Here is a 23,509-nt window from a genome sequence, read left to right as displayed (position 1 = left end):
CGTATTTCGGATGCTCTACCACCTGCTTTTCCCGCTGGCCGACGAATTCAGCCTGTTCAATCTGTTTCGCTACATCACCTTTCGCACCGGCGGCGCGATCATGACCGCCATGGTGTTGAGCTTTGTGATCGGCGAACCATTGATCAACTGGCTGCGCGCCAAGCAGGGCAAGGGCCAGCCGATCCGCGATGACGGTCCGGAAAGCCATTTGCTGACCAAGCGCGGCACGCCCACCATGGGCGGTTTCCTGATCCTGATCGGCATGGGTGTTGGCACGCTGCTGTGGGCTGATCTGACCAACCGTTATGTCTGGGCGGTGCTGATCGTCACTTTCGGCTTCGGCCTGATCGGCTTTGCTGACGACTACCTCAAGGTGACGAAGCAGAATCCCAAGGGCGTGCCGGGCAAGATCAAGCTGCTGGCCACCATCGTGATCAGTGGCGCGGTGGCCTACTGGATCAGTTCGATCATGGCGCCGCCGCTCAGCAGCAGCCTGGCCGTGCCGTTCTTCAAGGATGTGCTGCTCAATCTTGGCTGGTTCATGGTGCCGTTCGCAGTGTTTGTCATCGTTGGCGCGTCCAACGCGGTCAATCTCACCGATGGCCTGGATGGCCTGGCGATTGTGCCGGTGATGATCGCCGCCGGCAGCTTCGGCCTGATCGCCTATCTGGTCGGCAACACCGTGTTCGCCAATTATTTGCAGATTCACTATGTCGCCGGTGCTGGCGAACTGGCGGTGATCTGCGGTGCGCTGGTGGGCGCCGGCATCGGCTTCCTGTGGTTCAACGCACCGCCGGCCATGGTGTTCATGGGCGATACCGGCTCGCTCAGCTTGGGCGGCGCGCTCGGCACCATCAGCGTCATCACCAAGCATGAACTGGTGCTGGCGATTATCGGCGGCCTGTTTGTGCTCGAAACGGTTTCGGTAATGGTGCAGGTGGCTTCCTTCAAGCTCACCGGCAAGCGGGTTTTCCGCATGGCGCCGCTGCACCATCATTTTGAGAAAAAAGGCTGGAAGGAACCCACTGTGGTGATCCGTTTCTGGATCATCGCCGTGATCCTGGCCCTGGCCGGTCTTTCCACCCTGAAGCTGCGGTAAGGCGCCAGGATGATCCCGCTCCATCATAGCAAAGGCAGCATCTACGCCGTTTTCGGCCTCGCGCGCAGCGGGCTGGCGGCGGCGCGTGCGCTGGTGCGGGGTGGTGCTGAAGTACGGGTGTGGGACGATAACGCGGCCTCGCGCCTGGTTGCCGAGCAGGCCGGCTTCAAGCCGCTGCCGCTGAATGATGCCACGCTGAGCGGCTGCGCGGCGCTGGTGCTGGCACCCGGTGTGCCGCTGACCCATCCGGCGCCACATGATTGTGTTGCCGCTGCGGCGCGTGTTGGTGTGCCGGTGATCGGCGATATCGAATTGCTGCTGCGTGAAATGCGGCCGGCGGCAAATGATATTGGGGTCTACGGCGTCACCGGCACCAATGGCAAATCCACCACCACGGCTTTGCTGGCGCATGTGCTGAACGCTGCCGGCCGAGAGATTGCCATGGGCGGCAATATTGGCGTGCCGGTGCTGGAATTGCCCAGGCTGGCAGCCCAAGGCAGCGCCTATCTGCTGGAAATGTCGTCATTCCAGATAGACCTGACACCGGGCTGGCAGGCGCGCATTGCCGTGCTGCTCAATATCACGCCGGATCATCTGGATCGCCATGGCGACATGGCGCGTTACGCCGCGATCAAGGCGCGCATCTTCGCCGGCCAGGGCGCAGGCGATACCGCCATTATTGGCCTGGATGACGAATATTGCCGCGCCATTCATGCGGCGTTGCTGGCCGAAGCCAGCGGCCGGCAGATTATTGGCATCTCGGCCGAGCGGGTGCTGGCTGAGGGCATTTCGGCGGTGGCCGGCAAGCTCTATGAAAATGGCACCGAGATCGCCGAGCTGGCGCGTTTCCCGGCTTTGCCTGGAAAGCATAACGGCCAGAATATCGCCGCCGTCTATGCCGCCGCCCGCACCGCCGGCCTGGACGCCGCCAGCATCCTCAAGGCGGTTGAATCTTTTCCCGGCCTCAAGCACCGTTTGCAACAGCTTGGCAAAGTGGACGGCATCGCCTGTGTTAATGATAGCAAGGCCACCAATGCTGAAGCTGCCGAGAAGGCGCTGGCCTGTTATGACGGCATCTACTGGATTGCCGGCGGCAAGGCCAAGGAAGGCGGCATCGCGCCGCTCAAGCCGCTTTTCCCGCGCATCCGGCATGCTTTCCTGATCGGCGCGGCGGCGGCGGATTTTGCCGCCACGCTGGGCGAAGCCGTGCCGCATACGATCAGCGGCAATCTGGAGCAGGCGGTGGCCCAGGGCCTCGATATGGCGCGGCGCGATCATGCAGCCGGCACCGCCGGCGATGCCGTGCTGCTGCTATCGCCGGCCTGCGCGTCCTACGACCAGTTCAAGAGTTTTGAGCATCGTGGCGAGGAATTCATCCGTCTGATCCAGCAACGCCAGGCGCGGGGAGAGGCGGCATGATCACGCTCTCGCGCACCGATACTTCGATTGTTGGCCGCTGGTGGTGGACCGTGGATCGCTGGCTGCTGATGGCGGTGGGCGTGCTGGTGATTGTCGGCTGCGTGCTCACCCTGGCTGCCAGCCCGGCTGTGGCCAATCGCATCGGCCTGGGTAGTTTCCATTTTGTGCAGCGCCAGCTGCTGTTCCTGGTGCCGGCTTTGCTGATCATGCTTGGTACATCGCTGCTGTCACCGCTGGGTGTGCGCCGGCTTGCCAGCATTGTTTTTCTTGGTGCGCTGTTTGGCATGTTCCTCACCTTCGTGATCGGCGTGGAAGTGAAGGGCGCGCATCGCTGGATTTACTTTGCCGGCGTGTCGTTGCAGCCATCCGAATTTGTCAAACCCACCTTTGCGGTGGTCTCGGCCTGGCTGTTTGCCGAATGGCGCCGCGGCAACGGCTTCCCGGGCTGGGCAATCAGCGGCGGCCTATGCGCCCTGGTGCTTGGTACATTGCTGCTGCAGCCCGATCTTGGCATGGCGGTGGTAGTGGCAGCGGTCTGGGCGGCGCAATTCTTCATCGCCGGCTTGCCGATGCTGCTGGTGATCGTGCTGGCGGCGCTGGGTGCTGCCGGCATCTTCGGCGCCTATTCGCTGCTGCCGCATGTGGCGGCGCGTTTCGACAAATTCCTTGATCCTTCGGGCAAGGAAAACTACCAGATCGAGCGCGCCATGGAGGCTTTCTCGGCCGGCGGCCTGCTTGGGCGCGGCCCGGGCGAGGGCAGTGTGAAGAATGTGCTGCCCGATGCCCATACCGATTTCATCTTCGCCGTTGCGGGCGAGGAATTCGGCCTGTTTGCCTGCCTGTTCATCCTGGCGGTTTTCGCCTTCATCGTGCTGCGCTGTTTCGGCCGGCTGATGACCGAGAATAACCTGTTCGTGCTGCTGGCGGCGGCTGGCCTGACCACCCAATTCGGCTTGCAGGCGGTGATCAATATCGGCGTCAACCTGCATCTGCTGCCCACCAAGGGCATGACGCTGCCCTTCATCTCCTATGGTGGTTCGTCGCTGCTCGCGCTGGCTTTTGCCATGGGCATGCTGCTGGCGCTGACCCGCTGGCGGCCAGAGCACGGAGTTGCCAGATGAGCGGGCAACTGATCTATCTCGCGGCTGGCGGCACTGGCGGCCATGTTTTCCCGGCCGAGGCTTTGGCTGCGGAATTGCTCAAGCGCGGTCACAGGGTGGCGTTTGTCACCGATCCGCGCGGCAGCGGCTTCGGCCAGGGCATGGCGGATATTCCGCTCTATCGTGTCAGTTCTGCCACACCCACCGGCAAGGGTTTCGCCGGCAAGGTTATGGCCGGCCTGGCGATTGCGCGCGGTGTGCTGGAGGCGCGCAAGCTGATGCGCCATCTGCGCCCGGCTGCCGCTGTGGGTTTCGGCGGTTATCCGGCTTTGCCGCTGATGCTGGCGGCCAGCCAGTATGGCGTGCCCAGCGTGATCCATGAGCAGAATGCCGTGCTGGGCCGGGTCAATCGCCTGCTGGCCAAGCGGGTGGATGCCATCGCGCTCAGCTTTGAGAATACCCGCTTCATGCCGCCCGCCGCCAAGGCGGTGGTTACCGGCAATCCGCTGCGCCCGGCAATCCTTGCCGCTGCCGCCACGCCCTATGTGATGCCGGATACCGAATTGCGCCTGCTGGTGCTGGGCGGCAGCCAGGGCGCCCGCATCCTCAGTGATGTGGTGCCGGCGGCGCTGGCCCTGCTGCCGGATGCTTTGCGCAGCCGCCTGCGGGTGACGCAGCAATGCCGGCCCGAGGATTTGCAGCGGGTGCGCGATGCCTATGCCGAAGCCGGCATCCGGGCTGAGACCGCCAGTTTCTTCACCGATGTGGCCGAGCGGATCGCCACCACGCATCTGGTGCTGAGCCGCTCCGGCGCCAGCAGCACGGCCGAGATTGCCGCCATCGGCCGGCCATCCCTGCTGGTGCCGTATGCTCATGCCACCGACGATCACCAGACCGCGAATGCCGAGGCGTTGCTGCGTGCTGGTGCTGCGCAGCGCGTGGCGCAGCAGGATTTCACCGTGGCGCGGGCTGAACAGGAATTGCGCGCCCTGCTGGGCAATCCGGCCGGGCTGGTGGCGATGGCGGCGGCAGCGCGTGGTGTGGGCCGCCCGGCGGCAACCCAGGCTTTGGCCGATCTGGTGCAGCAGGTTGCGGGCGTGAACAGGAGCGTGGCATGAGGGCGTTGCCTCTCGATATCGGCATCATTCATTTCGTCGGCATCGGCGGTATCGGCATGTCTGGCATTGCCGAGGTGATGCACAATCTCGGCTATGCCGTGCAGGGTTCGGATATTTCGGCCAACTATAATGTGAAGCGGCTGCGCGATCTCGGCATCAAGGTGTTTGAGGGCCATGCGGCGGAAAATGTTGCTGAAGCTGAAGTGCTGGTGATTTCCTCAGCGGTGAAGCCGGATAATCCCGAAGTGCGCGCCGCCCGCGCCCGGCTGATCCCGGTGGTGCGCCGGGCCGAAATGCTGGGCGAATTGATGCGCCTGAAATGGGCCATCGCCATCGCCGGCACACATGGCAAAACCACCACCACCTCAATGGTGGCGGCTTTACTTGAAGCAGCGCAGCTTGATCCCACCGTGATCAATGGCGGCATCATCAATGCCTATGGCACCAATGCGCGGCTGGGTGCCGGCGAATGGATGGTGGTGGAGGCCGATGAGAGCGACGGCACCTTCCTGAAACTGCCCGCCACCATCGCCGTGGTAACCAATATCGATCCCGAGCATCTTGATCATTACGGCAGCTTCGAGAAGGTGCGCGAAGGCTTCAAGCAATTTGTGGAAGGCATCCCGTTTTACGGTTTTGCCGCGCTCTGCATCGATCATCCCGAAGTGCAGGCGATGATCGGCCGCATTACGGATCGCCGCGTGGTGTCCTACGGTTTCTCGCCGCAGGCCGATGTGCGCGCCGTCAACCTGCGTTTTGATGCGCTGGGCGCGCATTACGACATCCAGTTCGCCAACCGCGCCGATGGCACAGTGGATACGGTGACAGGCGTCACGCTGCCGATGTTCGGGCGCCATAATGTGCAGAATTCGCTCGTGGTGGCGGTGATCGCCCGCGAGATGGGCTTTGACCCCGAAGTGATCCGGCGCGCGCTGGGCGGGTTCAAGGGTGTGAAGCGCCGCTTCACCCGCACCGGCGAGGCTGGTGGCATCGGCGTGATCGATGATTACGGCCATCATCCGGTGGAGATCGCCGCCGTGCTGGCAGCGGGACGCCAGGCGGTGGCCGGAACCGCTAATGCCAAGGTGATCGCTGTGGTGCAGCCGCATCGCTACACCCGCCTGCGCGATTTGTTCGAGGATTTCTGCACCTGCTTCAACGATGCCGACACGGTGATCGTGGCCGATGTGTATGCCGCTGGCGAAGCGCCGATCCCGGGCATTGGCCGTGATGCGCTGGTGGAGGGCCTGCGGGCGCGCGGCCATCGCAAGGTGATCGCGCTGGAGGCGCCCGAGCATCTTGCCCCGCTGGTGCTGCGCGAGGCGGTGGCCGGCGACCTGGTGGTCTGCCTTGGCGCCGGCAATATCACCAATTGGGCCAATGCCCTGCCGGGTGACTTGCTGCGGCTGATGGGGGCGGCATGATGACGGCACGGCGCATTGATGCGGAAGGTCTGATCGCGCGGCTGCCGGCCGTGCGCGGCAGCTACACCGCGCGCGCCAGCCTGGCCGACCTGACCTGGTTCCGCGTCGGCGGTCCGGCCGAAGTGCTGTATCGCCCGGCTGATCCAGACGATCTGGCGGCTTTCCTGGCCGCCCGCCCGGCCGATGTGCCGCTCAGCTTTATCGGTGTTGGCTCCAACCTGCTGGTGCGCGATGGCGGCATCCCCGGCGTGGTGATCCGGCTCGCCAAGGGTTTTTCAGATATTGTTTTCGACGGTGCGGAATGTCTGGTCGGCGCCGGTGCTTCCGATGTGCGCGTGGCTCTTGCGGCGCAGGAAGCCGGTGTGGCGGGGCTGGAATTCCTGCGCGGCATCCCGGGCACCATCGGCGGTGGCTTGCGCATGAATGCCGGTGCCTATGGCGCCGAGATGCGCGATGTGGTGCTGGCCGCCGAGGCGATGGACGGGCAGGGCCGCCTGCACCGGCTTGGGCCTGACGACCTGCAATTCGGCTATCGCCAATGTGGCGTGCCGCAGGACTGGATTTTTATCCGCGCCCGGCTGCGCGGCCATTTTGGCGACCGCGCCGAGATCGCCGCACGCATGGCCGAAATCCAGAAATCGCGCGAAACCACGCAGCCGATCAAAACCGCCACCGGCGGCTCAACTTTTGCCAATCCACCCGGCCACAAGGCCTGGGCCTTGGTCGATGCGGCCGGCTGCCGCGGCCTGGTGCTGGGTGATGCCCAGGTCAGCGAACAGCATTGCAATTTTCTGATCAATCGCGGCCATGCCACGGCGGCGGATCTGGAAAATCTGGGTGAGCTGGTGCGCCAGCGCGTCCAGGCACAAAGCGGCATTGATCTGCATTGGGAAATTCGTCGTGTCGGCGTGCCGCTGGCCGCCAATGAAGCCGGGGAGGCTGCGCCATGAGCAAGCATGTTGCCGTGCTGATGGGCGGCTGGTCGTCGGAGCGCGAGGTGTCGCTTACCTCGGGCCGCGCCTGTGCCAAGGCGTTGCAGGAGGAAGGTTATCGCGTCACCGCCATTGATGTGGGGCGCGACCTGGCGGCGCAGCTGGCTCAGGTGAAGCCGGATGTGGCCTTCAATGCGCTGCACGGCCCTTATGGCGAAGACGGCATTGTGCAGGGGCTGCTGGAAATCCTCGGCATTCCCTACACCCATTCCGGCGTGCTGGCTTCGGCGCTGGCGATGAACAAGCCGATGGCCAAGGCGGTCTGGGCCGGCCATGGCCTGCCGCTAGCCGAAGGCAAGGTGGTGCATCGCTCGGCTTTCTCGGCCGGGCCGGTGATGCCGCATCCCTATGTCATCAAGCCGCTCAACGAAGGTTCCTCGGTGGGCGTGCATATCGTTTTTGCCGGCGACAATTACCAGCCGCAGGACGATGCCGGCTGGAAATTCGGCGAGACGGTGCTGGTGGAACGCTACATCCCGGGCCGCGAAATCCAGGTGGCGGTGATGGGCAACCGTGTGCTGGGCGCCATCGAAATCCAGGCGCATGGCCGTTTCTACGATTACGAGGCGAAATACACCGATGGCAAGGCGACGCATCTGATGCCGGCGCCGATCCACAAGGATGCCTATGAACAGGTCTGCGCGCTGACGCTGGAAGCGCATCTGGCGCTGGGCTGCCGTGGCGTGACGCGCTCGGATTGGCGCTATGACGACACGGCCGGCGAGCCGGGCGTGTTCTACCTGCTGGAGATCAACACCCAGCCGGGCATGACGCCGCTGTCGCTGGTGCCGGAAATCGCCGCGCATAACGGCATCGGTTTTGGTGCCCTGGTGCGCTGGATGGTGGAGGACGCCTCATGCGATCGCTAGTGGTGTTGCCCGATGACCGGCCCTGCGCACCCTGCGCACCGACTCTGCCGCCCGGTTATACCGCCCGGCCCAAGGGATATTGCCGCCCGCTGCCGCCGGCGCGGCGCAAGCCGCGTAACCTGCTGTGGCGCCGGCTGCGCTGGGGTTTGGCGCTGGCTGTGCTGCTGGGTATTTCCGGCAGCGGGTCTTATCTGTGGCTGCGCACCGATTGGCCCGAGCGGATCCGCGCGGAAATCCAGCTGGCGATGGGCGAGGCCGGCGCGCTGGTGGATATGCGCGTAGGCGATATCAGCGTGCAGGGCCGCCAGCATACGCCGGTGGAAGCGCTGCTGGCAGCGGTGGAAGTGGAGCGCGGCGACCCGATCCTGGCGGTGGACCTGGATGCTTTGCGCCGCCGCGTTGAGGCGCTCGGCTGGGTCAAGACCGCCGCCGTGTGGCGCCAATTACCCGACACGCTGCATATCGAACTGGTGGAGCGCACGCCGTTTGCGCGCTGGCAGATTGATCATCAGGTGCGGCTGATCGACCGCGAAGGCCGCGTGCTGGATGACGATGATCGCGCCGATTTTGCGCATCTGCTGCGGCTGGTCGGCCCCGGCGCCTCGGATCAGGCGGCGGCGCTGATCGGCATGCTGGAATCCGAGCCGGTGCTGGGCGGCCGCGTGGTGAATGCCATCCGCGTGCGCGGCCGGCGCTGGGATATCGAATTCGACAACGGCGTGATCGCCAAGCTGCCGGAGGAAAATCCGGAACTGGCCTGGCGCCGCCTGATCGAGCTGGAGCAGCGCCACGGCCTGCTGCGGCGCGACCTGGAAAGTGTGGATCTGCGCTTGAACGACCGGCTGATCGTGAAGCTGATGCCTGATGCGGTGCCACCGCAAACCGGCAATACGGCACCGAAAAAGCCGGTTGCGAAGCGGACATAGGCAAGAGGGGAAGAGGCACATGGCGGTATCGCGCAACGGATTGATCGCCGGCCTGGATGTGGGCTCATCCAAGGTCTGCTGTTTTATCGCTCGCGCCGATGCAGGTGCGCTGCGGGTGATCGGCATTGGCCACCAACTGGCGCGCGGCCTGCGCTCGGGCAACGTGATCGACATGGATGCGGCGGAAGCCTCGATCCGCGCAGCGGTGGAAACCGCCGAGCGGATGTGCGGCGAAACCATCCGCGATGTGTTTGTCAGCATCAGCGCCGGCAACCCGCAAAGCCACACCATGGGCGTGGAAATGGCCATCGACGGCCATGAGGTGAGCGATGCCGATGTGGCCCGCGTGCTGGAGCAGGGGCGCCGGCTGGATCAGCCCGGTGATCGGGAAATCCTGCATTCGATCCCGGTTGGCTACACCATCGACGGCTCACGCGGCATCAAGGAACCGCGCGGCATGGCGGCCGAGCGGCTGGGCGTGAACATGCACGTCATCACCGCCGCCTCAGGCCCGATCCGCAACCTGGCCACCTGCGTGGCGCGCGGCCATCTGCGGCTTTCCGGCCGCGTCATCGCGCCATTCGCTTCCGGGCTCGCCTGCTTGGTTGAGGATGAAATGGATCTGGGCGTCACCCTGATCGACATGGGCGGCGGCACCACCAGCCTTGCAGTATTTTATGATGGCCAGCTTGTGCACGTTGACGTGGTGCCGCTGGGCGGTGCGCATGTCACCAACGATATCGCGCGCGGCCTGTCCACCCCGCTGGCCCATGCCGAACGGCTCAAGACGCTGTACGGCACGGTGCTGCCAAGCCAGGCCGACGAGAATGAGATGATCGACGTGCCCCAGGTCGGCGAGACCGAGGAGCATGCGCAGAATCCGGTGCCGCGCTCGATCCTCACCGGCATCATCAAGCCGCGCGTGGAAGAGACGCTGGAGCAGGTGCGCGAGCGGCTGGTGGAATCCGGCTTCGAAAAGCTGGCCGGCCGCCGCGTGGTGCTCACCGGCGGCGCCAGCCAGTTGCAAGGGGTGCGCGAACTGGCGGCGCGCATACTCGACAAACAGGTTCGCCTCGGCCGTCCGATCCGCGTGGGTGGGTTGGCCGAGGCAACGGGCGGCCCGGCCTTCTCGGCCTGTGCCGGCCTGCTCACCTACGCCTTGCAGGAGCAGGCACAGCGGGTGATCCGTCTGGAGGAGCCAGAACCGGAAACGGCAGGAACCTTCGCACGAATCGGCCGCTGGTTGCGGGCAAATTTCTGAGTGGCATGGAAACGATGATGTTCAAAAAAACCAGCATCCATGCGCGATCGCAAGCGCCGCTTGCAAGCCGGCGTTTTCTCGGTCAATCCAACTTCTAACCCTGGAGGATTTAGTGATGGGTATCAATCTGACCATGCCTGCCACGCGGGAACTCAAGCCCCGCATCGTCGTGTTCGGCGTTGGCGGCGCCGGCGGCAACGCCGTCAACAACATGATCGCCTCGCAGCTTGAAGGCGTCGAATTCGTCGCCGCCAATACCGATGCGCAGGCGCTTAACATGTCGCTCACCGAGCGGCGCATCCAGCTTGGTGTCGGGCTGACCCAGGGCCTGGGCTGCGGCGCCCGGCCGGATGTTGGTCGCGGCGCGGCGGAAGAGTCGATGGAAACCATCGCCGAGCATCTGCAAGGCTGCCATATGGCCTTTGTCGCCGCCGGCATGGGCGGTGGCACCGGCACTGGCGCCGCGCCGGTGATTGCCCGCGCCGCCAAGGAGCTGGGCATCCTGACCGTGGGCGTGGTGACCAAGCCATTCTCGTTTGAGGGCAGCCAGCGCATGAAGCTGGCCGATGCCGGCATCCGCGAGCTTCAGCAATATGTCGACACGCTGATCATCATTCCGAACCAGAACCTGTTCCGCATCGCGAATGAGAAGACCACTTTCGCCGATGCCTTCAAGATGGCCGACAACGTGCTGCAATCCGGCGTGCGCGGCATCACCGACCTGATGGTGATGCCGGGCCTGATCAACCTGGATTTCGCCGACGTGCGCGCTGTGATGAGCGAGATGGGCAAGGCGATGATGGGCACCGGCGAGGCCGATGGCGAACATCGCGCCATCGAGGCCGCCGAGCGCGCTATTGCCAACCCGTTGCTGGACGACATCTCGATGAAGGGCGCGCGCGGCGTGCTGATCAACATCACCGGCGGCCCCGATCTCACCCTGTTTGAGGTGGATGAAGCGGCCAATCGCATCCGCGAGGAAGTTGATCCCGAGGCCAATATCATTGTCGGCTCCACTCTGGATGCGAACATGCAGGGCCGCATGCGCGTTTCGGTGGTGGCTACCGGCATTGATGCTGCCGCGCAGGTTAATACCGAGCCGAAGCTGCGCCTGATCACCCCGGCGCCGCTGGGCCAGCCGCGCCCGGTTGCCGCCCAGCCGGCGCCAGTACAGGCTCCGGTGCAGGCGCCGCGTCCGGCCGTGGCTCAGGCCATGCCGGTCCAGGCTGCGCCGGTTCAGCCTGTTGTGGCCCAAGCGCCAATCCAGGCGCCGGTGCAGACGCCCGCTGCAGAGCCTGCTGCATCCTTTGCAGCAGCCATGGAAGCGGTGAATGCCGCGTCGGTGGCAGAGATCAACCATGCGCAGGCCGAAATGCCGGCGCCGCTGGTGGCGCAGGCGGAAATTGCCGCCAGCCAGATGGTTGCGCCGGTGCCACAAGCCCCGGTGCAGGTCAATCCGGTGCCGCAGGCGCCGATCCAGCAGGCGCCGATGCCGCCGCAGACCGGTCTGTTCAACGAAGCCGAAATGGTGCGGGCCGAACCGCGCAAGGGCGCTGGCATCTTTGGCCGCATGTTTGGCCGTAATGCTGCACCGGTGGAGCAGGGCCAGGCGCCACGCCAGGCCGAGCCGCATTTCACCCCGCCGGTGATGCGCCAGACCACGCCACGGCCGCAGGCGGCGCCCGCGCCGGTTGCCGCTGTGCCGGCGCCTGAATTGCCGGCGCAGCCGGTGGTTGAGCGTGTGGCAGCGCCGCAGGGCTTGGGGCAGACCGCAGGCCGGGTTCAGGATGACCTGCTGGATATTCCCGCCTTCCTGCGCCGCCAGGCCAATTGAGGTTGAAAAATCTCAATTCTGCCAATAGCTTACGGGGTCGCTCAGGCGAAACAATTGGTTACGAAGAGTGATTTGTGACAAAGCGGGGATGGTTGCTACAACCATCCCCGTAGTTGTTTGCGGAAGGCCATTTCTGGCCCACCGATTCGATGAGGAGATTCCCGAGTGCTCACTTCCGGCAAGACGGCGCAGAAGACCCTCAAGAATCGTATCAAATGTTCCGGCATCGGCCTGCATAGCGGCGCCAAGGTTACCATGACGCTGAACCCGGCGGCGCCGGATACCGGCGTGGTGTTCCGCCGCATTGATCTGCCGGGTCAGCCGCTGGTGCGCGCCCGCTACGATCAGGTTTCCGACCTGCGCCTCTGCACCACGGTCAGCGCTGGTGAAGGTGTGGCGGTTGGTACCGTGGAGCATCTGATGGCGGCTTTCGCCGGCCTTGGCGTGGATAATGTGGTGGTGGAGATCGACGGCCCGGAAGTGCCGGTGATGGATGGCTCCTCGGCCCCCTTCGTGTTCCTGATCGAATGCGCCGACCTGATCGACCAGGTGGCACCGCGCCGCTATCTCAAGGTGCTCAAGCCAGTAGAAGTGCGCGAAGGCCAGGCCAGCGCTGCCTTGCTGCCGGCGGATGATTTCAGCCTGGGCTTTGAAATCGAATTCGCCAATCCGATGATCGGTCGCCAGGTGGCGGAATTCCGCCTTGCCCCGGGCCGTTTCAAGGCCGATCTGGCGCGCGCGCGCACTTTCGGCTTTGTGCAGGAAGTGGAGCAGATGCGCGCCATGGGCCTGGCGCGCGGCGGTTCGCTGGAGAATGCCGTGGTGCTTGGCGCCGACCGCATCCTGAATGATGACGGCCTGCGTTATGACGACGAGTTCGTGCGCCACAAGGCGCTGGATGCGCTGGGCGATCTTTATCTTGCCGGTGGCCCGATCCTCGGCCGTTATGAAGGCTGCCGCAGCGGCCATGCGCTGAATAACCGCCTGTTGCAGGCCCTGTTCGCCGACAAGTCGGCCTTTGCCTGGACCACCTATCCCAAGAGCCGTGACCTGCCGGATTTCCGCATCCCCGATCAGCTGCGTTCGGCAGAGCTGGGCACCCGCATCCGCGCTGCCGCCGAGGCCGCGCTCTGAATAAGTCCACGTCCTGAATCAATAAAGGCCGCCAGGGAAACCGGCGGCCTTTATTGTATCTGTTGCAGGTAACAAAAAAGCCGCCGGTGGTGGGACCGGCGGCTTTTCTGCAAGAGAGGGAGGCGTTGTTCAGTCGTCGCCGCCAACCAGGATATCGGCGCCATCCTTGTTGCGCTGCGCAATGCTCTTGATCAGGCCGGCCACCGCAGAGCGGATGGTGTTGTCCTCGATCTCGGCAAAATTGCGCACTAGTTCGATGGTGGAGCGGTTCTTGCCGCCATGTTCCATCGGGCGGCTTTCCAGCTTCTGCTCCAGGCCTTCGAAGAAATAGGCCATTTCGACTTGCAGGCGCTGGGCCACTTCGAACAACCGGCCAGCGCTGACGCGATTGGCGCCAGTCTCGTATTTCTGCACCTGCTGGTAGGAAATCTTCAGGGCGTTGGCCAATTCTTCCTGGGTCAGACCCAGCTCGGTGCGGCGGGCACGAATGCGCTCGCCAACATATTCGTCAACCCGCGTGGCAATCTTTCCCATCGACAGCATCCTTTTGATTCTAAAAGTCTATCCGAGCCAAGCCGGCAGGGTGGGGTAACGATCTCCCGGCTGCCTTGGCTACCCGGTCACCCGGGCGGTTTGGTCGGTTTGTTCCTGTTGATCCACCCGGCCAGCGGGCAGAACCAACTTGAGCATGAAACATGTTGTAGGCTAATTCCCCACTCCAGAAAATCGTTCGTAAGTATACACCTTACAGCTATTGGTGGTACCACCTTTGGGATTCTGTCGGATTGGAACGAAATCGGACGTAGTTCTAAAGGCGTAATCAGAAGGTGTTTTGCCGGATTCAAGAAACAATCGCGGTATTTAGATACCACTATGGCGGTGAACGCCGCAGAAGACTCGAACCAGGAGGCGGGCTTGATTTTGCCCCCCCGGCATGAGACAGATGACGCCATGTCGATATCCGTTGAAAACTCGATTCTGGGCGCGCTTCTGGACCGGCTGGCAAAGCCCGGTCGCCTGCTGTTCAGCGGCTTGCTGCTGACGGCTTTGGTGGCCTGTGCTGCCGAGGAAAAGCCGTATGTCGAGGAGCCGGTTGACAAGCTCTACAATCGCGCCGTGGATCAGGCCAATAGCGGCAATTGGGAAGCGGCGGCCAATAGTTTCGACGAAGTGGAGCGCCAGCATCCCTATTCCACCTGGGCCACCAAGGCGCAGGTGATGGCGGCTTATGCCTATTACCAGCGCAATCAGTATGACGATGCGATTGCGGCGGTGGACCGTTTCCTGCAATTGCATCCCGGCCACAAGGACACACCCTACGCCTATTATCTCAAGGCGATCAGCTATTACGAGCAGATTGCCGATGTGGCGCGCGACCAGGGCACCACGCAGAAGGCGCTGAATGCGCTGAATGATGTGGTGCAGCGTTTCCCGACCTCGGAATATGCCCGCGATGCGCGGCTCAAGATCGATCTGACGCGGGATCATCTTGCCGGCAAGGAAATGACCATCGGCCGCTATTATCTGCGCCAGGGCCAATACATCGCGGCGATCAACCGTTTCAAGGTGGTGGTGGAGAAATACCAGACCACCTCGCATGTGCCGGAGGCACTGCATCGGATCACTGAATCCTATCTTGCCCTGGGCGTGGTGGAGGAGGCGCAGAATGCCGCTGCCGTGCTGGGCCATAATTATCCGGGCAGCGAATGGTATATCGACACCTATGCCATGCTGACCGGCAAGGATATGCGCCCTGAGGCCAAGGAAGGCTCCTGGCTCAGTCGGCTATTCTGATCGCGCCGCGATGCTGACCCATCTGAGCATCCGCGACATCGTGCTGATCGAGCGGCTGGATCTGCATATGGCTGCCGGCCTGGGTGTGTTGACCGGCGAAACCGGCGCCGGCAAATCCATCCTGCTGGATGCGTTGGGCCTGGCGCTGGGCCGTCGTGCCGATGCCGGCTTGGTGCGCAGTGGCGCGGCCCAGGGCGTGGTGACGGCAGCCTTCGACGTGGCGCCGAAACATCCGGCCTTTGCCCTGCTGGCCGAACAGGGCCTGGAAGCAGCAGAAGAAGGCATTGTGCTGCGCCGCGTGGTGAGTGGCGACGGCAAAAGCCGCGCCTTCGTCAACGATCAGGCCGTCAGCATCGGCCTGCTGCGCCGGCTGGGCGACACATTGGTGGAAATCCACGGCCAGAATGACGAGCAGGGTCTGACCGACAGCGCCGTGCATCGCGCCTTGCTGGATGACTATGCCGGACTGAACCGAGATGCGGCGGCGCTCAAGGGGCTGTATCGCAACTTCCGTGATGCCGAAACTGCGCTTGCGGAAGCCGAGGCGGCGGCCGAACAGGCGCAGCGCGACGAGGAATATCTGCGCCATGTGGTGGCTGAGCTTGAAACGCTCAAGCCATTGCCCGGCGAGGAGGATGAACTGGCGGCACAGCGCAGCCAGTTGCAGGCCGGCGAAAAGCTAGCCACGGCGATGCAGGAAGCCGAAGCCGCACTGCTTGGTGGCGACAAGGGCAATGGCGTGGAGAGCCGGCTGCGTGCCAGCCTGCGGGCACTTGAGCGGGTGGCGGATCGTGCCGGTGGCCAGCTTGATGAAGCCATGCAGGCCGCCGAGGCGGCATTGGATCAGGCGGCGCGATATGCCCAGGCGCTGGATGAAGCCACGCGCCGGCTTGATCTTGATCCGCAGCGGCTGGAGCGGGTGGAAGAGCGGCTGTTTGCCTTGCGTGGCGCTGCGCGCAAACACAGTGTGGCGGTGGCGGCGCTGCCGCAACTGGCCGAGGATTTTGCCGCCAAGCTGGCGCTGATCGACGATCAGGCGGCCAGCCTGGGGAAATTGCGCCAGGCCGCCGATACGGCGCGCGCCGCTTTTGCCAAACAGGCCGAAGCGCTCAGCGCGGCGCGGCGCAAGGCTGCCGCCAAGCTGGACAAGGCCGTGGCGGCCGAGCTGGCGCCGCTCAAGCTCGGCACGGCCAAATTCCAGACCAGTGTGGAAACCTTGCCGCCCGAACAATGGGCCTCTGATGGCGCCGACCGGGTGATTTTCCTGGCCGCCACCAATCCAGGCAGCGCGCCGGGTTCTCTGGCCAAGATCGCTTCGGGCGGTGAACTCAGCCGCTTCATGCTGGCCTTGCGCGTGGTGCTGGCCGGGCGCGGCGATGCCGGCACACTGATCTTCGATGAAGTGGATCGCGGCGTTGGCGGCGCCACGGCGGCGGCAGTGGGCGAGCGGCTGGCGCGGCTCAGCGAAAAAGTGCAGGTGCTGGTGGTGACGCATTCGCCGCAGGTGGCGGCCAAGGGCGAACGGCATTGGCGCATTGCCAAGCGCGAAAGCGGCCCGGCCAAGGCGCGGGTCACGCTGACCGAAGTGATGCCGCTGCAACAGGATGAGCGGCGCGAGGAAATCGCCCGCATGCTGGCTGGCGCCACCATCACCGATGCCGCCCGCGCCGCTGCGGATGAATTGCTGTTGCAGCAGGCATAATATGCCGCTCTGGTTTAATTTCCCCTCGTCATCGCCGGGCTTGACCCGGCGATCCCTGCCGGCGCCATGTGCAGAGATGCCCGGGTCAAGCCCGGGCATGACGACGCAGGGGAGGCTCAGTCGGTCAGAAGTTAAGCCGGATAGCCGTGGGTCTGCGCCCGGGCATGACGATGAAGTTTATGGTTTCGCCGCATGAGCCGCCAGCGCGCCAAACCGGTCGAGGATTTGTCGCCACGTTTGGCGAAGCTGGAGCATGCCCGGCTGGAAGCCGAAATCACCGAGCATGACAAGCGCTATCACGCGCAGGATGCGCCCAGCATTTCCGATGCCGATTACGACGCGCTGCGGCGGCGCCTGGACGAGATCGAGCAGCGTTTCCCGGAATTTCGCACCCTGGGCGGCGCCGCCATGCGGGTGGGTGCTGCGCCGGCTGCGGGTTTCGCCAAGCTGCGCCATGCCCGGCCGATGCTCTCGCTCGACAATGCCTTCTCGGCCGGCGACGTGGCGGAATTCCTCACCCGTATCCGGCGGTTCCTCAATCTCGGCCCCGATGACGCGCTGAGCCTGATCGCCGAGCCGAAGATTGACGGCCTGTCGGCGAGCCTGCGTTATGAGAAGGGCGAACTGGTTAGTGCCGCCACCCGCGGCGATGGCCAGGAGGGCGAGGATGTCACCGCCAATATCAAGACGCTGCGCCATGGCGTGCCGCATCGCCTGACAGGCAGCGGCTGGCCCGATGTTCTGGAGGTGCGCGGCGAAGTCTACATGACCCGCGCCGACTTCCTGGCTTTCCGCCAGACGCAGGAAGATCTGGCGCGCGAGCGCGAGTCCAAGGGGCTATCCGCCGCCGCTATCCGCATTCCGGTCAATCCGCGCAATGCCGCGGCCGGTTCGCTGCGCCAGCTTAACCCGGAGATCACGGCGCAGCGCCCGCTGCGTTTCTTCGGCTATTTCTGGGGCGAGGTTTCCGAACCGCTGGGCGCCACCATGCAGGCGGCGCGCGACAAACTGGCCGATTGGGGCTTCACGCTGAATGCCCCGGTGCGGCTGTGTCATTCCGCCGAGGAATTGCTTGATTATTACGCCATGATTGGCGCCCAGCGCGCCAGCCTGCCATTTGATATCGATGGTGTGGTCTACAAGGTGGATCGGCTTGACTGGCAGGAGCGGCTTGGTTTTGTCAGCCGCAGCCCGCGCTGGGCCATCGCGCATAAATTCCCCGCCGAGCAGGCGCAGACGCTGCTGGAGAATATCGAAATCCAGGTTGGCCGCACCGGCACGCTCACGCCGGTGGCCAAGCTCAAGCCGATCAATGTGGGCGGCGTGCTGGTTTCCAATGCCACATTGCATAACGAGGATGAAATCGCCCGCAAGGATGTGCGTGTGGGCGATACCGTGATCGTGCAGCGCGCCGGTGATGTGATCCCGCAGGTGGTGGCGGTGGTGCCGGAACGCCGCCCGGCCGATGCACAGCCGTTTGTATTTCCCACCCGCTGCCCGGTCTGCGGAGCGCCGGCCGAGCGTGAGGTGGACGAAGCCGGCACAGCCGATGCACGTCGCCGTTGCACCGGCGGTGTAAGCTGTTCGGCCCAGGCGATGGAAGGGTTGCGGCATTTTGCCTCGCGTAACGCCTTTGATATCGAGGGCCTGGGCGAGAAGCAGATTGCCGCTTTCTACGACTGGGGCTGGCTGCGCGAGCCGGCGGATATCTTCAAGCTGGGCCGCTTTGCTGACGAATTGATGAAGAAGGAAGGCTATGGCGAGCTTTCAGTGGCTAACTTGCTGCGCGCCATCGAGCAGCGTCGCGAAATCGGTTTTGATCGTCTGATCCATGCGCTTGGCATCCGCCATGTCGGGCAGGAGCGTGCCCGCCTGGTGGCGATGCATTACAGCGACCCGCGCGCCTGGCTCGATGCCATGGATGCGGCCAAAGACCTGAGCGGCGAAGCTTGGCTTGATCTCAACAGCATTGATCGCATGGGCGAGATTGTCGCCGCCGCCATTGTCGGTTTCTGCACCCGGCCACAAAGCCGCGCCGTGATTGAAAACCTGCTGCTGGAATTGCGCGCGGTTATCCCGCCCGAGAAACCGCGCCAGGATTCGGCGGTGGCCGGCAAGACCGTGGTATTCACCGGCACGCTGGAAAAATTCACCCGCGACGAAGCCAAGGCGCGGGCGCTGGCGCTTGGCGCCAAGGTGGCCGGCTCGGTCTCGAAAAAAACCGATTATCTGGTTGCCGGCCCTGGCGCCGGCAGCAAGCTGGCCGAAGCGCAGAAGCATGGCGTGGCGGTGCTGAGCGAGGATGATTGGCTGGCATTGATCGGCGGCTGAGCGATGCGTGACGAAAGCCATCTGCGCCAGATCGCCATTCCCACTTTGGCCGAAGTGACTGGCGCCACGGCCATCGCGCTGGATTTTGAAACCGCCAGTCCAAGCGCCGGCAGCATCTGTTCCATCGGCTTGGCCTGGATCGTTGCCGGCCGGGTGGCGCGGGTGGCGCATCGGCTGGTGCGGCCGCATGACATGCGCTTCAGCCCGGGTTTCATCGCCATTCATGGCATCGAGCCGTGCGATGTGGAGGATGAGCCGGAATTCCCTGCCATCTGGGATGAATTGGCGCCGCATCTTGAAGCCACGCCGCTGCTGCTGGCGCATAATGCGCCTTTCGATATCGGCGTGCTGCGCGCCGCCTTGCAGCATTATGGCATTGCCGCGCCGGGCTTCGGGTTTCTTTGCACGGTGAAGATCGCCCGCGCCGCCTGGCCCGAAATGGAGAATCACAAACTCGCCACCGTGGCGGCGCATCTTGGGCTTGATCTGCGCCACCATGCCGCCGATAGCGATGCTGCCGCCTGCGCCAATATCGCGTTGCTGGCAGCGCAGGGCGCGGCCTTGCCTGACATGCTGCCGCGCTGGGGCATCACGCCCGGGCGGTTGGAGGGCGACTATTACGAAGCCTGTTCATCGGCACGCGACCGCCAGGCCAGCTTCCGCCGCCACCGCCCGCCGCCCTGGCTCAGGGGCGGGATGTGAAGCTTGCCGGCGCCGTCAGAGTGGCGCCGTTGCCGTTGCCAGCCAGCCGCGTGTATCGTCATCGAGGCGCGGCGCGATATCAGCCTGCACCTGGGCGTGATAGGCATTCACCCAATCGATTTCTTCCGGGCTTAGCAAAGCCGGCTCGATCAGGGCGCGGTCAATCGGCGCTCTGGTCAGGGTTTCGAAGCCATACCAAGCTTTGCCATTCTCGGCCCGCTCAATCTCCAGCCGCACTGCCACCAGATTTTCGATGCGGATGCCGAAGGCGCCGGTTTTGTAATAGCCTGGCTCGTTCGATACGATCATGCCTGGTTTCAGCGCCACCATACTGCCGGTCTTGGAAATGCGGTGCGGGCCTTCATGCACCGAGAGATAGGCGCCGACGCCATGGCCGGTGCCATGGTCGTAATCCAGCCCGGCCTGCCACAGCGCATAACGCGCCAGGGCATCAAGCTGCTGGCCGGCGGTGCCATCGGGGAATTTTGCCCGCGCGATGGCGATGTGGCCTTTCAGCACCCGGGTGAAAGCCTCGCGCATCTCCACCGTCGGTGTGCCGATGGCGATGGTGCGGGTGATGTCGGTGGTGCCATCGGGATATTGCCCGCCGGAATCGATCAGGTAGAGATTGCCCGGTTCCAGCTTGCGGTTGGTTTCCGGCGTGGCGCGATAATGCACCACGGCGCCATTCGGGCCGGCGCCGGAAATCGAGGTGAAGGACAGATCGCGCAGGCTGTTATCCAGCCGGCGGCAGGCTTCAAGCTTGTCCTGCGCCACCAGTTCATCGACCGAGCCATCCTGCGCATCGCGTGCGAGCCAGGCCAGGAAGCGGCACATCGCCACGCCATCACGCAGATGCGCAGCACGGATGCCGTCCAGTTCCACGGCATTCTTGCAGGCTTTTGGCAGCAGGCAGGGATCGTCGGCGCGCTTGAGCCGAGCACCGGCCTGTTCCAGCCGCTGCAACGGATAGGCGCCGGCCGTGGCCGGATCGGCCTGCACGCAGCGTTTGGCCGCGCCGAGCGCATCCAATGCGGCATCCAGGGCTTCGGGCGGCTGGATGCGGATATCCGGGCCGAGATGCGCCGAGGTCTCAGGCGCCAGCTTGCGCGCATCCACAAACAGATCCAGCGTGGCATCCTGGTGCAGCAAAGCCATGGCCAGGGCGAAGGGCGTGTGTTTCACATCACCGCCACGAATATTGAGCAGCCAGCAGATCGATTCGGGCAGGGTGAGCAACACTGCATCCACGGCCTGCTGGCGCAGATTTGCGGCGATAGCAGCACGTTTTTCGGCCGAAGCCTGGCCGGCAAAAGCTTCGGGCTGTGGCACCACCGGGGCCAGCGGCGGCGGTGGCTGGTCGGCCCAAACCGCATCCAGCGGATTGCCGTCTTGCACCGCCACCAATTCGGCGCCGGCCGCAGCGGCAGCGGCAGCGAAACGCCTCAGCGCATCCTCGGTATGCAGCCAGGCATCATAGGCCAGCTTCTGGCCTGGTTTGAGTGTATTGCGCAGCCAGTCGCTGGGCGGCTGGTCGGTGATATGCAGCAAATCGAACAGCCCGGCATCCACCTGCTGGCGTAATTGCAGGGTATAGCGCCCATCGCTCCACAAAGCGGCGCGCTCGGGCAGCACGATGCACAGGCCAGCCGAACCGGTGAAGCCGGTCAGCCAGGTCAGCCGTTGCGCCCGCAGCGGCAGATATTCGCCATGGAATTCGTCGGTCAGCGGGATGATCAGCCCAGCCAGGCCGCGCCGCGCCAATTCGGCGCGCAAGGCTGTCAGCCGGGCGGCCACGGCGGCGCGATTCTCGATGGCGGCGGCATAGTTGCGCGCCAGCAAAGCCACCAGTGCGGCGGCCTTATCGGGCGCCAGGGCGGGATCCGCCGGCAGCAGCCGCAAGCCCGGAAAACCGCCAAAAGGCGCTGGGGCGGCGGCAATGCCGCGCAGGTGGGCGGCCAGGGCCGGCGGCAGGGCGGCCAGGTCAATGGAAAGGTCGGTGATCGGCGAGGGCAGGGGAGCGTTCATGGCATCAAGTATGAGCATTCGGTTAACGGGCGTCCATCCTGGGCATTCGGACCCATGCGTTTTTTGCATTGCAGCACTCGAATATAAGAGATTGTTGATTTCAGTGTGCAGCGCAATATTCACCTCGTGGCCGCGAACGAGACGGCCCTACAAATGGAGATGAAAATGTTTACCGCCCGTAATGAAACCGCTGCTTATGCCTATGGTGCGCGGATTGCTCCGCTCAGCACCGTTGAGGTGGAAGCCGAGGCGCGCCGCCTGCGCGCCGTAGCGGTGGCGCAGCTTGCCCCCAAGGCGCTGCAAGGGCTTAAGACCCTGGTTGCCAAGCTGAATGCCTGGCGTGCGCAGCGCGCCGCCATGGAAGAGCTGTACGGCCTGGACGATGCCATGCTGCGCGATATCGGTCTGTCGCGCTCGCAGATTCCGGCGGCGGTTACCGGTGGCGTCAGCCGCCCGGTGCTGGCGTCGAACGAAAACGCCGCCGCTGAACAGTCGGTGGCCCAGGTGGTTCGTCTGGTCCCGCGCCACGCCGCCTGATACCAAGCTCGCACGGTAAGTAGAGTGAGTTGAGTAAGTAGAAAGTGAAGTAACAGTAAGCAGAGTACACGAGTAACAGAGTTTAAGTTCCTCCCCCAAAAGTCGGGCCAGGTCTGAATCGGAGTACTCCGAAAACAGACCGGCCCGGCTTTTTTATTTCCGTAACAATTTATTACTAGTGCTTCATTTTAGTGCTGCCGCTGCCTAATTGTGCATCGCGGCATATATTTTATAAGCGACAAAAATTTTTCCCAAAAAATTCAATTTTTCTCTATTGAATTTCAAATGCTGCACTGCAATATGGTGGTCAGAGTTTGAGGGCGGGAACGCAGTCGAGATTCGAGTGTCCGTCCCAGCCCATAGGAGACACGTTATGAGCACCAACAATATCGATAGCCAAACCGCCTCGCTGATCGCTGAACTGCGCGATCCCCGCCTGCTGTCCATGGTTGAGGTGGAAGCCTATGCCCGCCGCCTGCGGACCCAGGCGCTGGCCTCGGCCGCCGTGGCTTTCGTTGGCTGGGTCAAGCGCAGCTTTGCCACTCAGGCACCGGCGTCGAGCGTTGAGCCGGTTGCCGCCCCGGTACCGGCCTATGACCTGCGCCAGCTTGAGGCCGATGTGCGCTACCAGCGTGCCGAGGCTTTTGCCGAAGTGATCTACCAGGCCACCAAGCTGGTCGAGCGCCTGTTTGCGCCGATCACCGCCCGGATCAAGGCGGCGCTGGCGCGTCAGGCGGCGATGGCCGAGCTCTATGGCCTCGACGACCGCACCCTGTATGACATGGGCCTGACCCGCTCGGAAATCCCGGCGGCGGTGGCCGGCGACATCTATCGCCCGCATGCGCCGAAGCTGGATGCGGCCCAGGCCGCCAGCGATGCCGCCAACGAAAATGCCGGCTTCAAGCTGCCGCTGCTTGGCCGCAAGGTTGTTGCCTAAGCTTGATTTGCCTGCGACGGCTGCACGCCTGATATTCAGCGTTTGAAGATCAGCGTGTGCCAGCCCTCGCGCGGCAGGCGGGCCGAAAAGCTCAGCCCTTGGGCGCGGTAATGCGCCGCCACCCGGCGCTCTTCCTTGGCCAGCAGGCCGGATAGCACCAGATGGCCGCCCGGCGCCACTTGCGCCGCCAGTCCATGCGCCATCGCACAAAGCGGCCCGGCCAGGATATTCGCCACCAGCAGATCAAACGGCCCCGGCAGCCGCTTATCCAGCGGATTGCTGGCCACCAGGCAGTGAATGCG

At 64.0% G+C, this 23,509-nt stretch carries 20 protein-coding genes; 17 read left to right on the top strand and 3 right to left on the bottom strand.

Annotation, left to right across the window (positions count from 1 at the left end; genetic code table 11):
• The first annotated feature begins 10 nt into the window (after positions 1-10).
• The 11 genes from mraY to lpxC all read left to right on the top strand — a co-directional run bounded on the left by mraY (position 11) and on the right by lpxC (position 13,176).
• Positions 11-1,099 (top strand): phospho-N-acetylmuramoyl-pentapeptide-transferase, encoded by a 1,089-nt coding sequence (mraY, locus tag KBB36_RS14660; RefSeq protein ID WP_290982328.1) that lies wholly within the window; start codon positions 11-13, stop codon positions 1,097-1,099.
• A gap of 9 nt (positions 1,100-1,108) precedes the next feature.
• Positions 1,109-2,518 carry a UDP-N-acetylmuramoyl-L-alanine--D-glutamate ligase gene (gene murD / locus KBB36_RS14655; protein ID WP_290982326.1) on the top strand — a complete coding sequence of 470 codons (1,410 nt, stop codon included), beginning with the start codon at positions 1,109-1,111 and terminating at the stop codon, positions 2,516-2,518.
• Positions 2,515-3,639, top strand: a complete 1,125-nt coding sequence (locus KBB36_RS14650; RefSeq protein WP_290982323.1) for a putative peptidoglycan glycosyltransferase FtsW — start codon at positions 2,515-2,517, stop codon at positions 3,637-3,639. The genes murD and KBB36_RS14650 overlap by 4 nt, the downstream gene beginning before the upstream one ends.
• The gene (gene murG / locus KBB36_RS14645; protein ID WP_290982321.1) at positions 3,636-4,736 is read left to right on the top strand and encodes an undecaprenyldiphospho-muramoylpentapeptide beta-N-acetylglucosaminyltransferase; all 1,101 of its coding nucleotides are present in this window, start codon (positions 3,636-3,638) and stop codon (positions 4,734-4,736) included. Before KBB36_RS14650 ends, murG begins: the two co-directional genes overlap by 4 nt.
• Positions 4,733-6,160 (top strand): UDP-N-acetylmuramate--L-alanine ligase, encoded by a 1,428-nt coding sequence (gene murC / locus KBB36_RS14640; protein WP_290982318.1) that lies wholly within the window; start codon positions 4,733-4,735, stop codon positions 6,158-6,160. The genes murG and murC overlap by 4 nt, the downstream gene beginning before the upstream one ends.
• Positions 6,160-7,110 carry a UDP-N-acetylmuramate dehydrogenase gene (gene murB / locus KBB36_RS14635; protein WP_290982353.1) on the top strand — a complete coding sequence of 317 codons (951 nt, stop codon included), beginning with the start codon at positions 6,160-6,162 and terminating at the stop codon, positions 7,108-7,110. The genes murC and murB overlap by 1 nt, the downstream gene beginning before the upstream one ends.
• Positions 7,107-8,021, top strand: coding sequence for a D-alanine--D-alanine ligase (locus tag KBB36_RS14630; protein ID WP_290982315.1), 915 nt, complete (start codon positions 7,107-7,109; stop codon positions 8,019-8,021). Before murB ends, KBB36_RS14630 begins: the two co-directional genes overlap by 4 nt.
• On the top strand, positions 8,009-8,947 hold the full coding sequence (locus KBB36_RS14625) for an FtsQ-type POTRA domain-containing protein (RefSeq protein WP_290982312.1): 939 nt from the start codon (positions 8,009-8,011) through the stop codon (positions 8,945-8,947). Before KBB36_RS14630 ends, KBB36_RS14625 begins: the two co-directional genes overlap by 13 nt.
• A gap of 19 nt (positions 8,948-8,966) precedes the next feature.
• On the top strand, positions 8,967-10,208 hold the full coding sequence (gene ftsA / locus KBB36_RS14620) for a cell division protein FtsA (RefSeq protein ID WP_290982309.1): 1,242 nt from the start codon (positions 8,967-8,969) through the stop codon (positions 10,206-10,208).
• 115 nt (positions 10,209-10,323) lie between these two features.
• Positions 10,324-12,042 carry a cell division protein FtsZ gene (ftsZ, locus tag KBB36_RS14615; RefSeq protein WP_290982306.1) on the top strand — a complete coding sequence of 573 codons (1,719 nt, stop codon included), beginning with the start codon at positions 10,324-10,326 and terminating at the stop codon, positions 12,040-12,042.
• A gap of 165 nt (positions 12,043-12,207) precedes the next feature.
• On the top strand, positions 12,208-13,176 hold the full coding sequence (gene lpxC / locus KBB36_RS14610; protein WP_290982303.1) for a UDP-3-O-acyl-N-acetylglucosamine deacetylase: 969 nt from the start codon (positions 12,208-12,210) through the stop codon (positions 13,174-13,176).
• 129 nt (positions 13,177-13,305) lie between these two features.
• Here lpxC and KBB36_RS14605 read toward each other — a convergent pair whose 3' ends face one another.
• Positions 13,306-13,710, bottom strand: coding sequence for a helix-turn-helix transcriptional regulator (locus tag KBB36_RS14605; protein ID WP_290982300.1), 405 nt, complete (start codon positions 13,708-13,710; stop codon positions 13,306-13,308).
• A 417-nt stretch (positions 13,711-14,127) separates the two neighbouring features.
• On the opposite strand from KBB36_RS14605, the gene KBB36_RS14600 reads away from it, so the two are divergent.
• The 4 genes from KBB36_RS14600 (at position 14,128) to KBB36_RS14585 (ending at position 19,705) form a co-directional block, all read left to right on the top strand.
• On the top strand, positions 14,128-14,970 hold the full coding sequence (locus KBB36_RS14600; protein ID WP_290982298.1) for an outer membrane protein assembly factor BamD: 843 nt from the start codon (positions 14,128-14,130) through the stop codon (positions 14,968-14,970).
• Positions 14,971-14,980: 10 nt separating this feature from the next.
• Positions 14,981-16,672, top strand: a complete 1,692-nt coding sequence (gene recN / locus KBB36_RS14595; RefSeq protein ID WP_290982296.1) for a DNA repair protein RecN — start codon at positions 14,981-14,983, stop codon at positions 16,670-16,672.
• Positions 16,673-16,864: 192 nt separating this feature from the next.
• Positions 16,865-19,003 carry an NAD-dependent DNA ligase LigA gene (ligA, locus tag KBB36_RS14590; RefSeq protein WP_290982294.1) on the top strand — a complete coding sequence of 713 codons (2,139 nt, stop codon included), beginning with the start codon at positions 16,865-16,867 and terminating at the stop codon, positions 19,001-19,003.
• Positions 19,004-19,006: 3 nt separating this feature from the next.
• Complete coding sequence (locus KBB36_RS14585; protein WP_290982291.1) at positions 19,007-19,705, top strand: 3'-5' exonuclease; 699 nt, start codon at positions 19,007-19,009, stop codon at positions 19,703-19,705.
• 15 nt (positions 19,706-19,720) lie between these two features.
• Here the strand turns inward: KBB36_RS14585 and KBB36_RS14580 are convergent, their stop codons facing one another.
• Entirely contained in the window at positions 19,721-21,733 is a 2,013-nt protein-coding gene (locus KBB36_RS14580; RefSeq protein ID WP_290982288.1) for an aminopeptidase P family protein, read from the bottom strand.
• Between the two features lie 165 nt (positions 21,734-21,898).
• Here KBB36_RS14580 and KBB36_RS14575 point away from each other — a divergent pair, with 165 nt between their 5' ends.
• Positions 21,899-22,270, top strand: a complete 372-nt coding sequence (locus KBB36_RS14575) for a DUF1127 domain-containing protein (protein WP_290982285.1) — start codon at positions 21,899-21,901, stop codon at positions 22,268-22,270.
• Between the two features lie 373 nt (positions 22,271-22,643).
• Positions 22,644-23,207: a DUF1127 domain-containing protein gene (locus tag KBB36_RS14570; protein WP_290982282.1), complete on the top strand. Its 564-nt coding sequence runs from the start codon at positions 22,644-22,646 to the stop codon at positions 23,205-23,207.
• Positions 23,208-23,242: 35 nt separating this feature from the next.
• Here KBB36_RS14570 and KBB36_RS14565 read toward each other — a convergent pair.
• Positions 23,243-23,509: 50S ribosomal protein L11 methyltransferase (locus tag KBB36_RS14565; protein WP_290982279.1), on the bottom strand; the 267-nt coding region annotated here is incomplete at its 5' end.

The sequence above is a fragment of the Ferrovibrio sp. genome (assembly GCF_017994015.1).
Lineage (GTDB): Bacteria > Pseudomonadota > Alphaproteobacteria > Ferrovibrionales > Ferrovibrionaceae > Ferrovibrio.
Note: the sequence above shows the minus strand (reverse complement) of the source record. Positions and strands in the feature narration are given on the sequence as shown.

Bases quoted from the DNA above. Each gene is read 5' to 3' on its own strand.
- KBB36_RS14630 (WP_290982315.1), top strand. From the start codon at position 7,107: ATGAGCAAGCATGTTGCCGTGCTGATGGGCGGCTGGTCGTCGGAGCGC.
- KBB36_RS14585 (WP_290982291.1), top strand. From the start codon at position 19,007: ATGCGTGACGAAAGCCATCTGCGCCAGATCGCCATTCCCACTTTGGCC.
- murB (WP_290982353.1), top strand. From the start codon at position 6,160: ATGACGGCACGGCGCATTGATGCGGAAGGTCTGATCGCGCGGCTGCCG.
- KBB36_RS14575 (WP_290982285.1), top strand. From the start codon at position 21,899: ATGTTTACCGCCCGTAATGAAACCGCTGCTTATGCCTATGGTGCGCGG.
- murG (WP_290982321.1), top strand. From the start codon at position 3,636: ATGAGCGGGCAACTGATCTATCTCGCGGCTGGCGGCACTGGCGGCCAT.
- KBB36_RS14580 (WP_290982288.1), bottom strand. From the start codon at position 21,733: ATGAACGCTCCCCTGCCCTCGCCGATCACCGACCTTTCCATTGACCTG.
- ligA (WP_290982294.1), top strand. From the start codon at position 16,865: ATGAGCCGCCAGCGCGCCAAACCGGTCGAGGATTTGTCGCCACGTTTG.
- KBB36_RS14625 (WP_290982312.1), top strand. From the start codon at position 8,009: ATGCGATCGCTAGTGGTGTTGCCCGATGACCGGCCCTGCGCACCCTGC.
- KBB36_RS14650 (WP_290982323.1), top strand. From the start codon at position 2,515: ATGATCACGCTCTCGCGCACCGATACTTCGATTGTTGGCCGCTGGTGG.
- recN (WP_290982296.1), top strand. From the start codon at position 14,981: ATGCTGACCCATCTGAGCATCCGCGACATCGTGCTGATCGAGCGGCTG.
- murC (WP_290982318.1), top strand. From the start codon at position 4,733: ATGAGGGCGTTGCCTCTCGATATCGGCATCATTCATTTCGTCGGCATC.
- ftsA (WP_290982309.1), top strand. From the start codon at position 8,967: ATGGCGGTATCGCGCAACGGATTGATCGCCGGCCTGGATGTGGGCTCA.
- mraY (WP_290982328.1), top strand. From the start codon at position 11: ATGCTCTACCACCTGCTTTTCCCGCTGGCCGACGAATTCAGCCTGTTC.
- murD (WP_290982326.1), top strand. From the start codon at position 1,109: ATGATCCCGCTCCATCATAGCAAAGGCAGCATCTACGCCGTTTTCGGC.
- KBB36_RS14605 (WP_290982300.1), bottom strand. From the start codon at position 13,710: ATGGGAAAGATTGCCACGCGGGTTGACGAATATGTTGGCGAGCGCATT.
- KBB36_RS14600 (WP_290982298.1), top strand. From the start codon at position 14,128: ATGTCGATATCCGTTGAAAACTCGATTCTGGGCGCGCTTCTGGACCGG.
- ftsZ (WP_290982306.1), top strand. From the start codon at position 10,324: ATGGGTATCAATCTGACCATGCCTGCCACGCGGGAACTCAAGCCCCGC.
- KBB36_RS14570 (WP_290982282.1), top strand. From the start codon at position 22,644: ATGAGCACCAACAATATCGATAGCCAAACCGCCTCGCTGATCGCTGAA.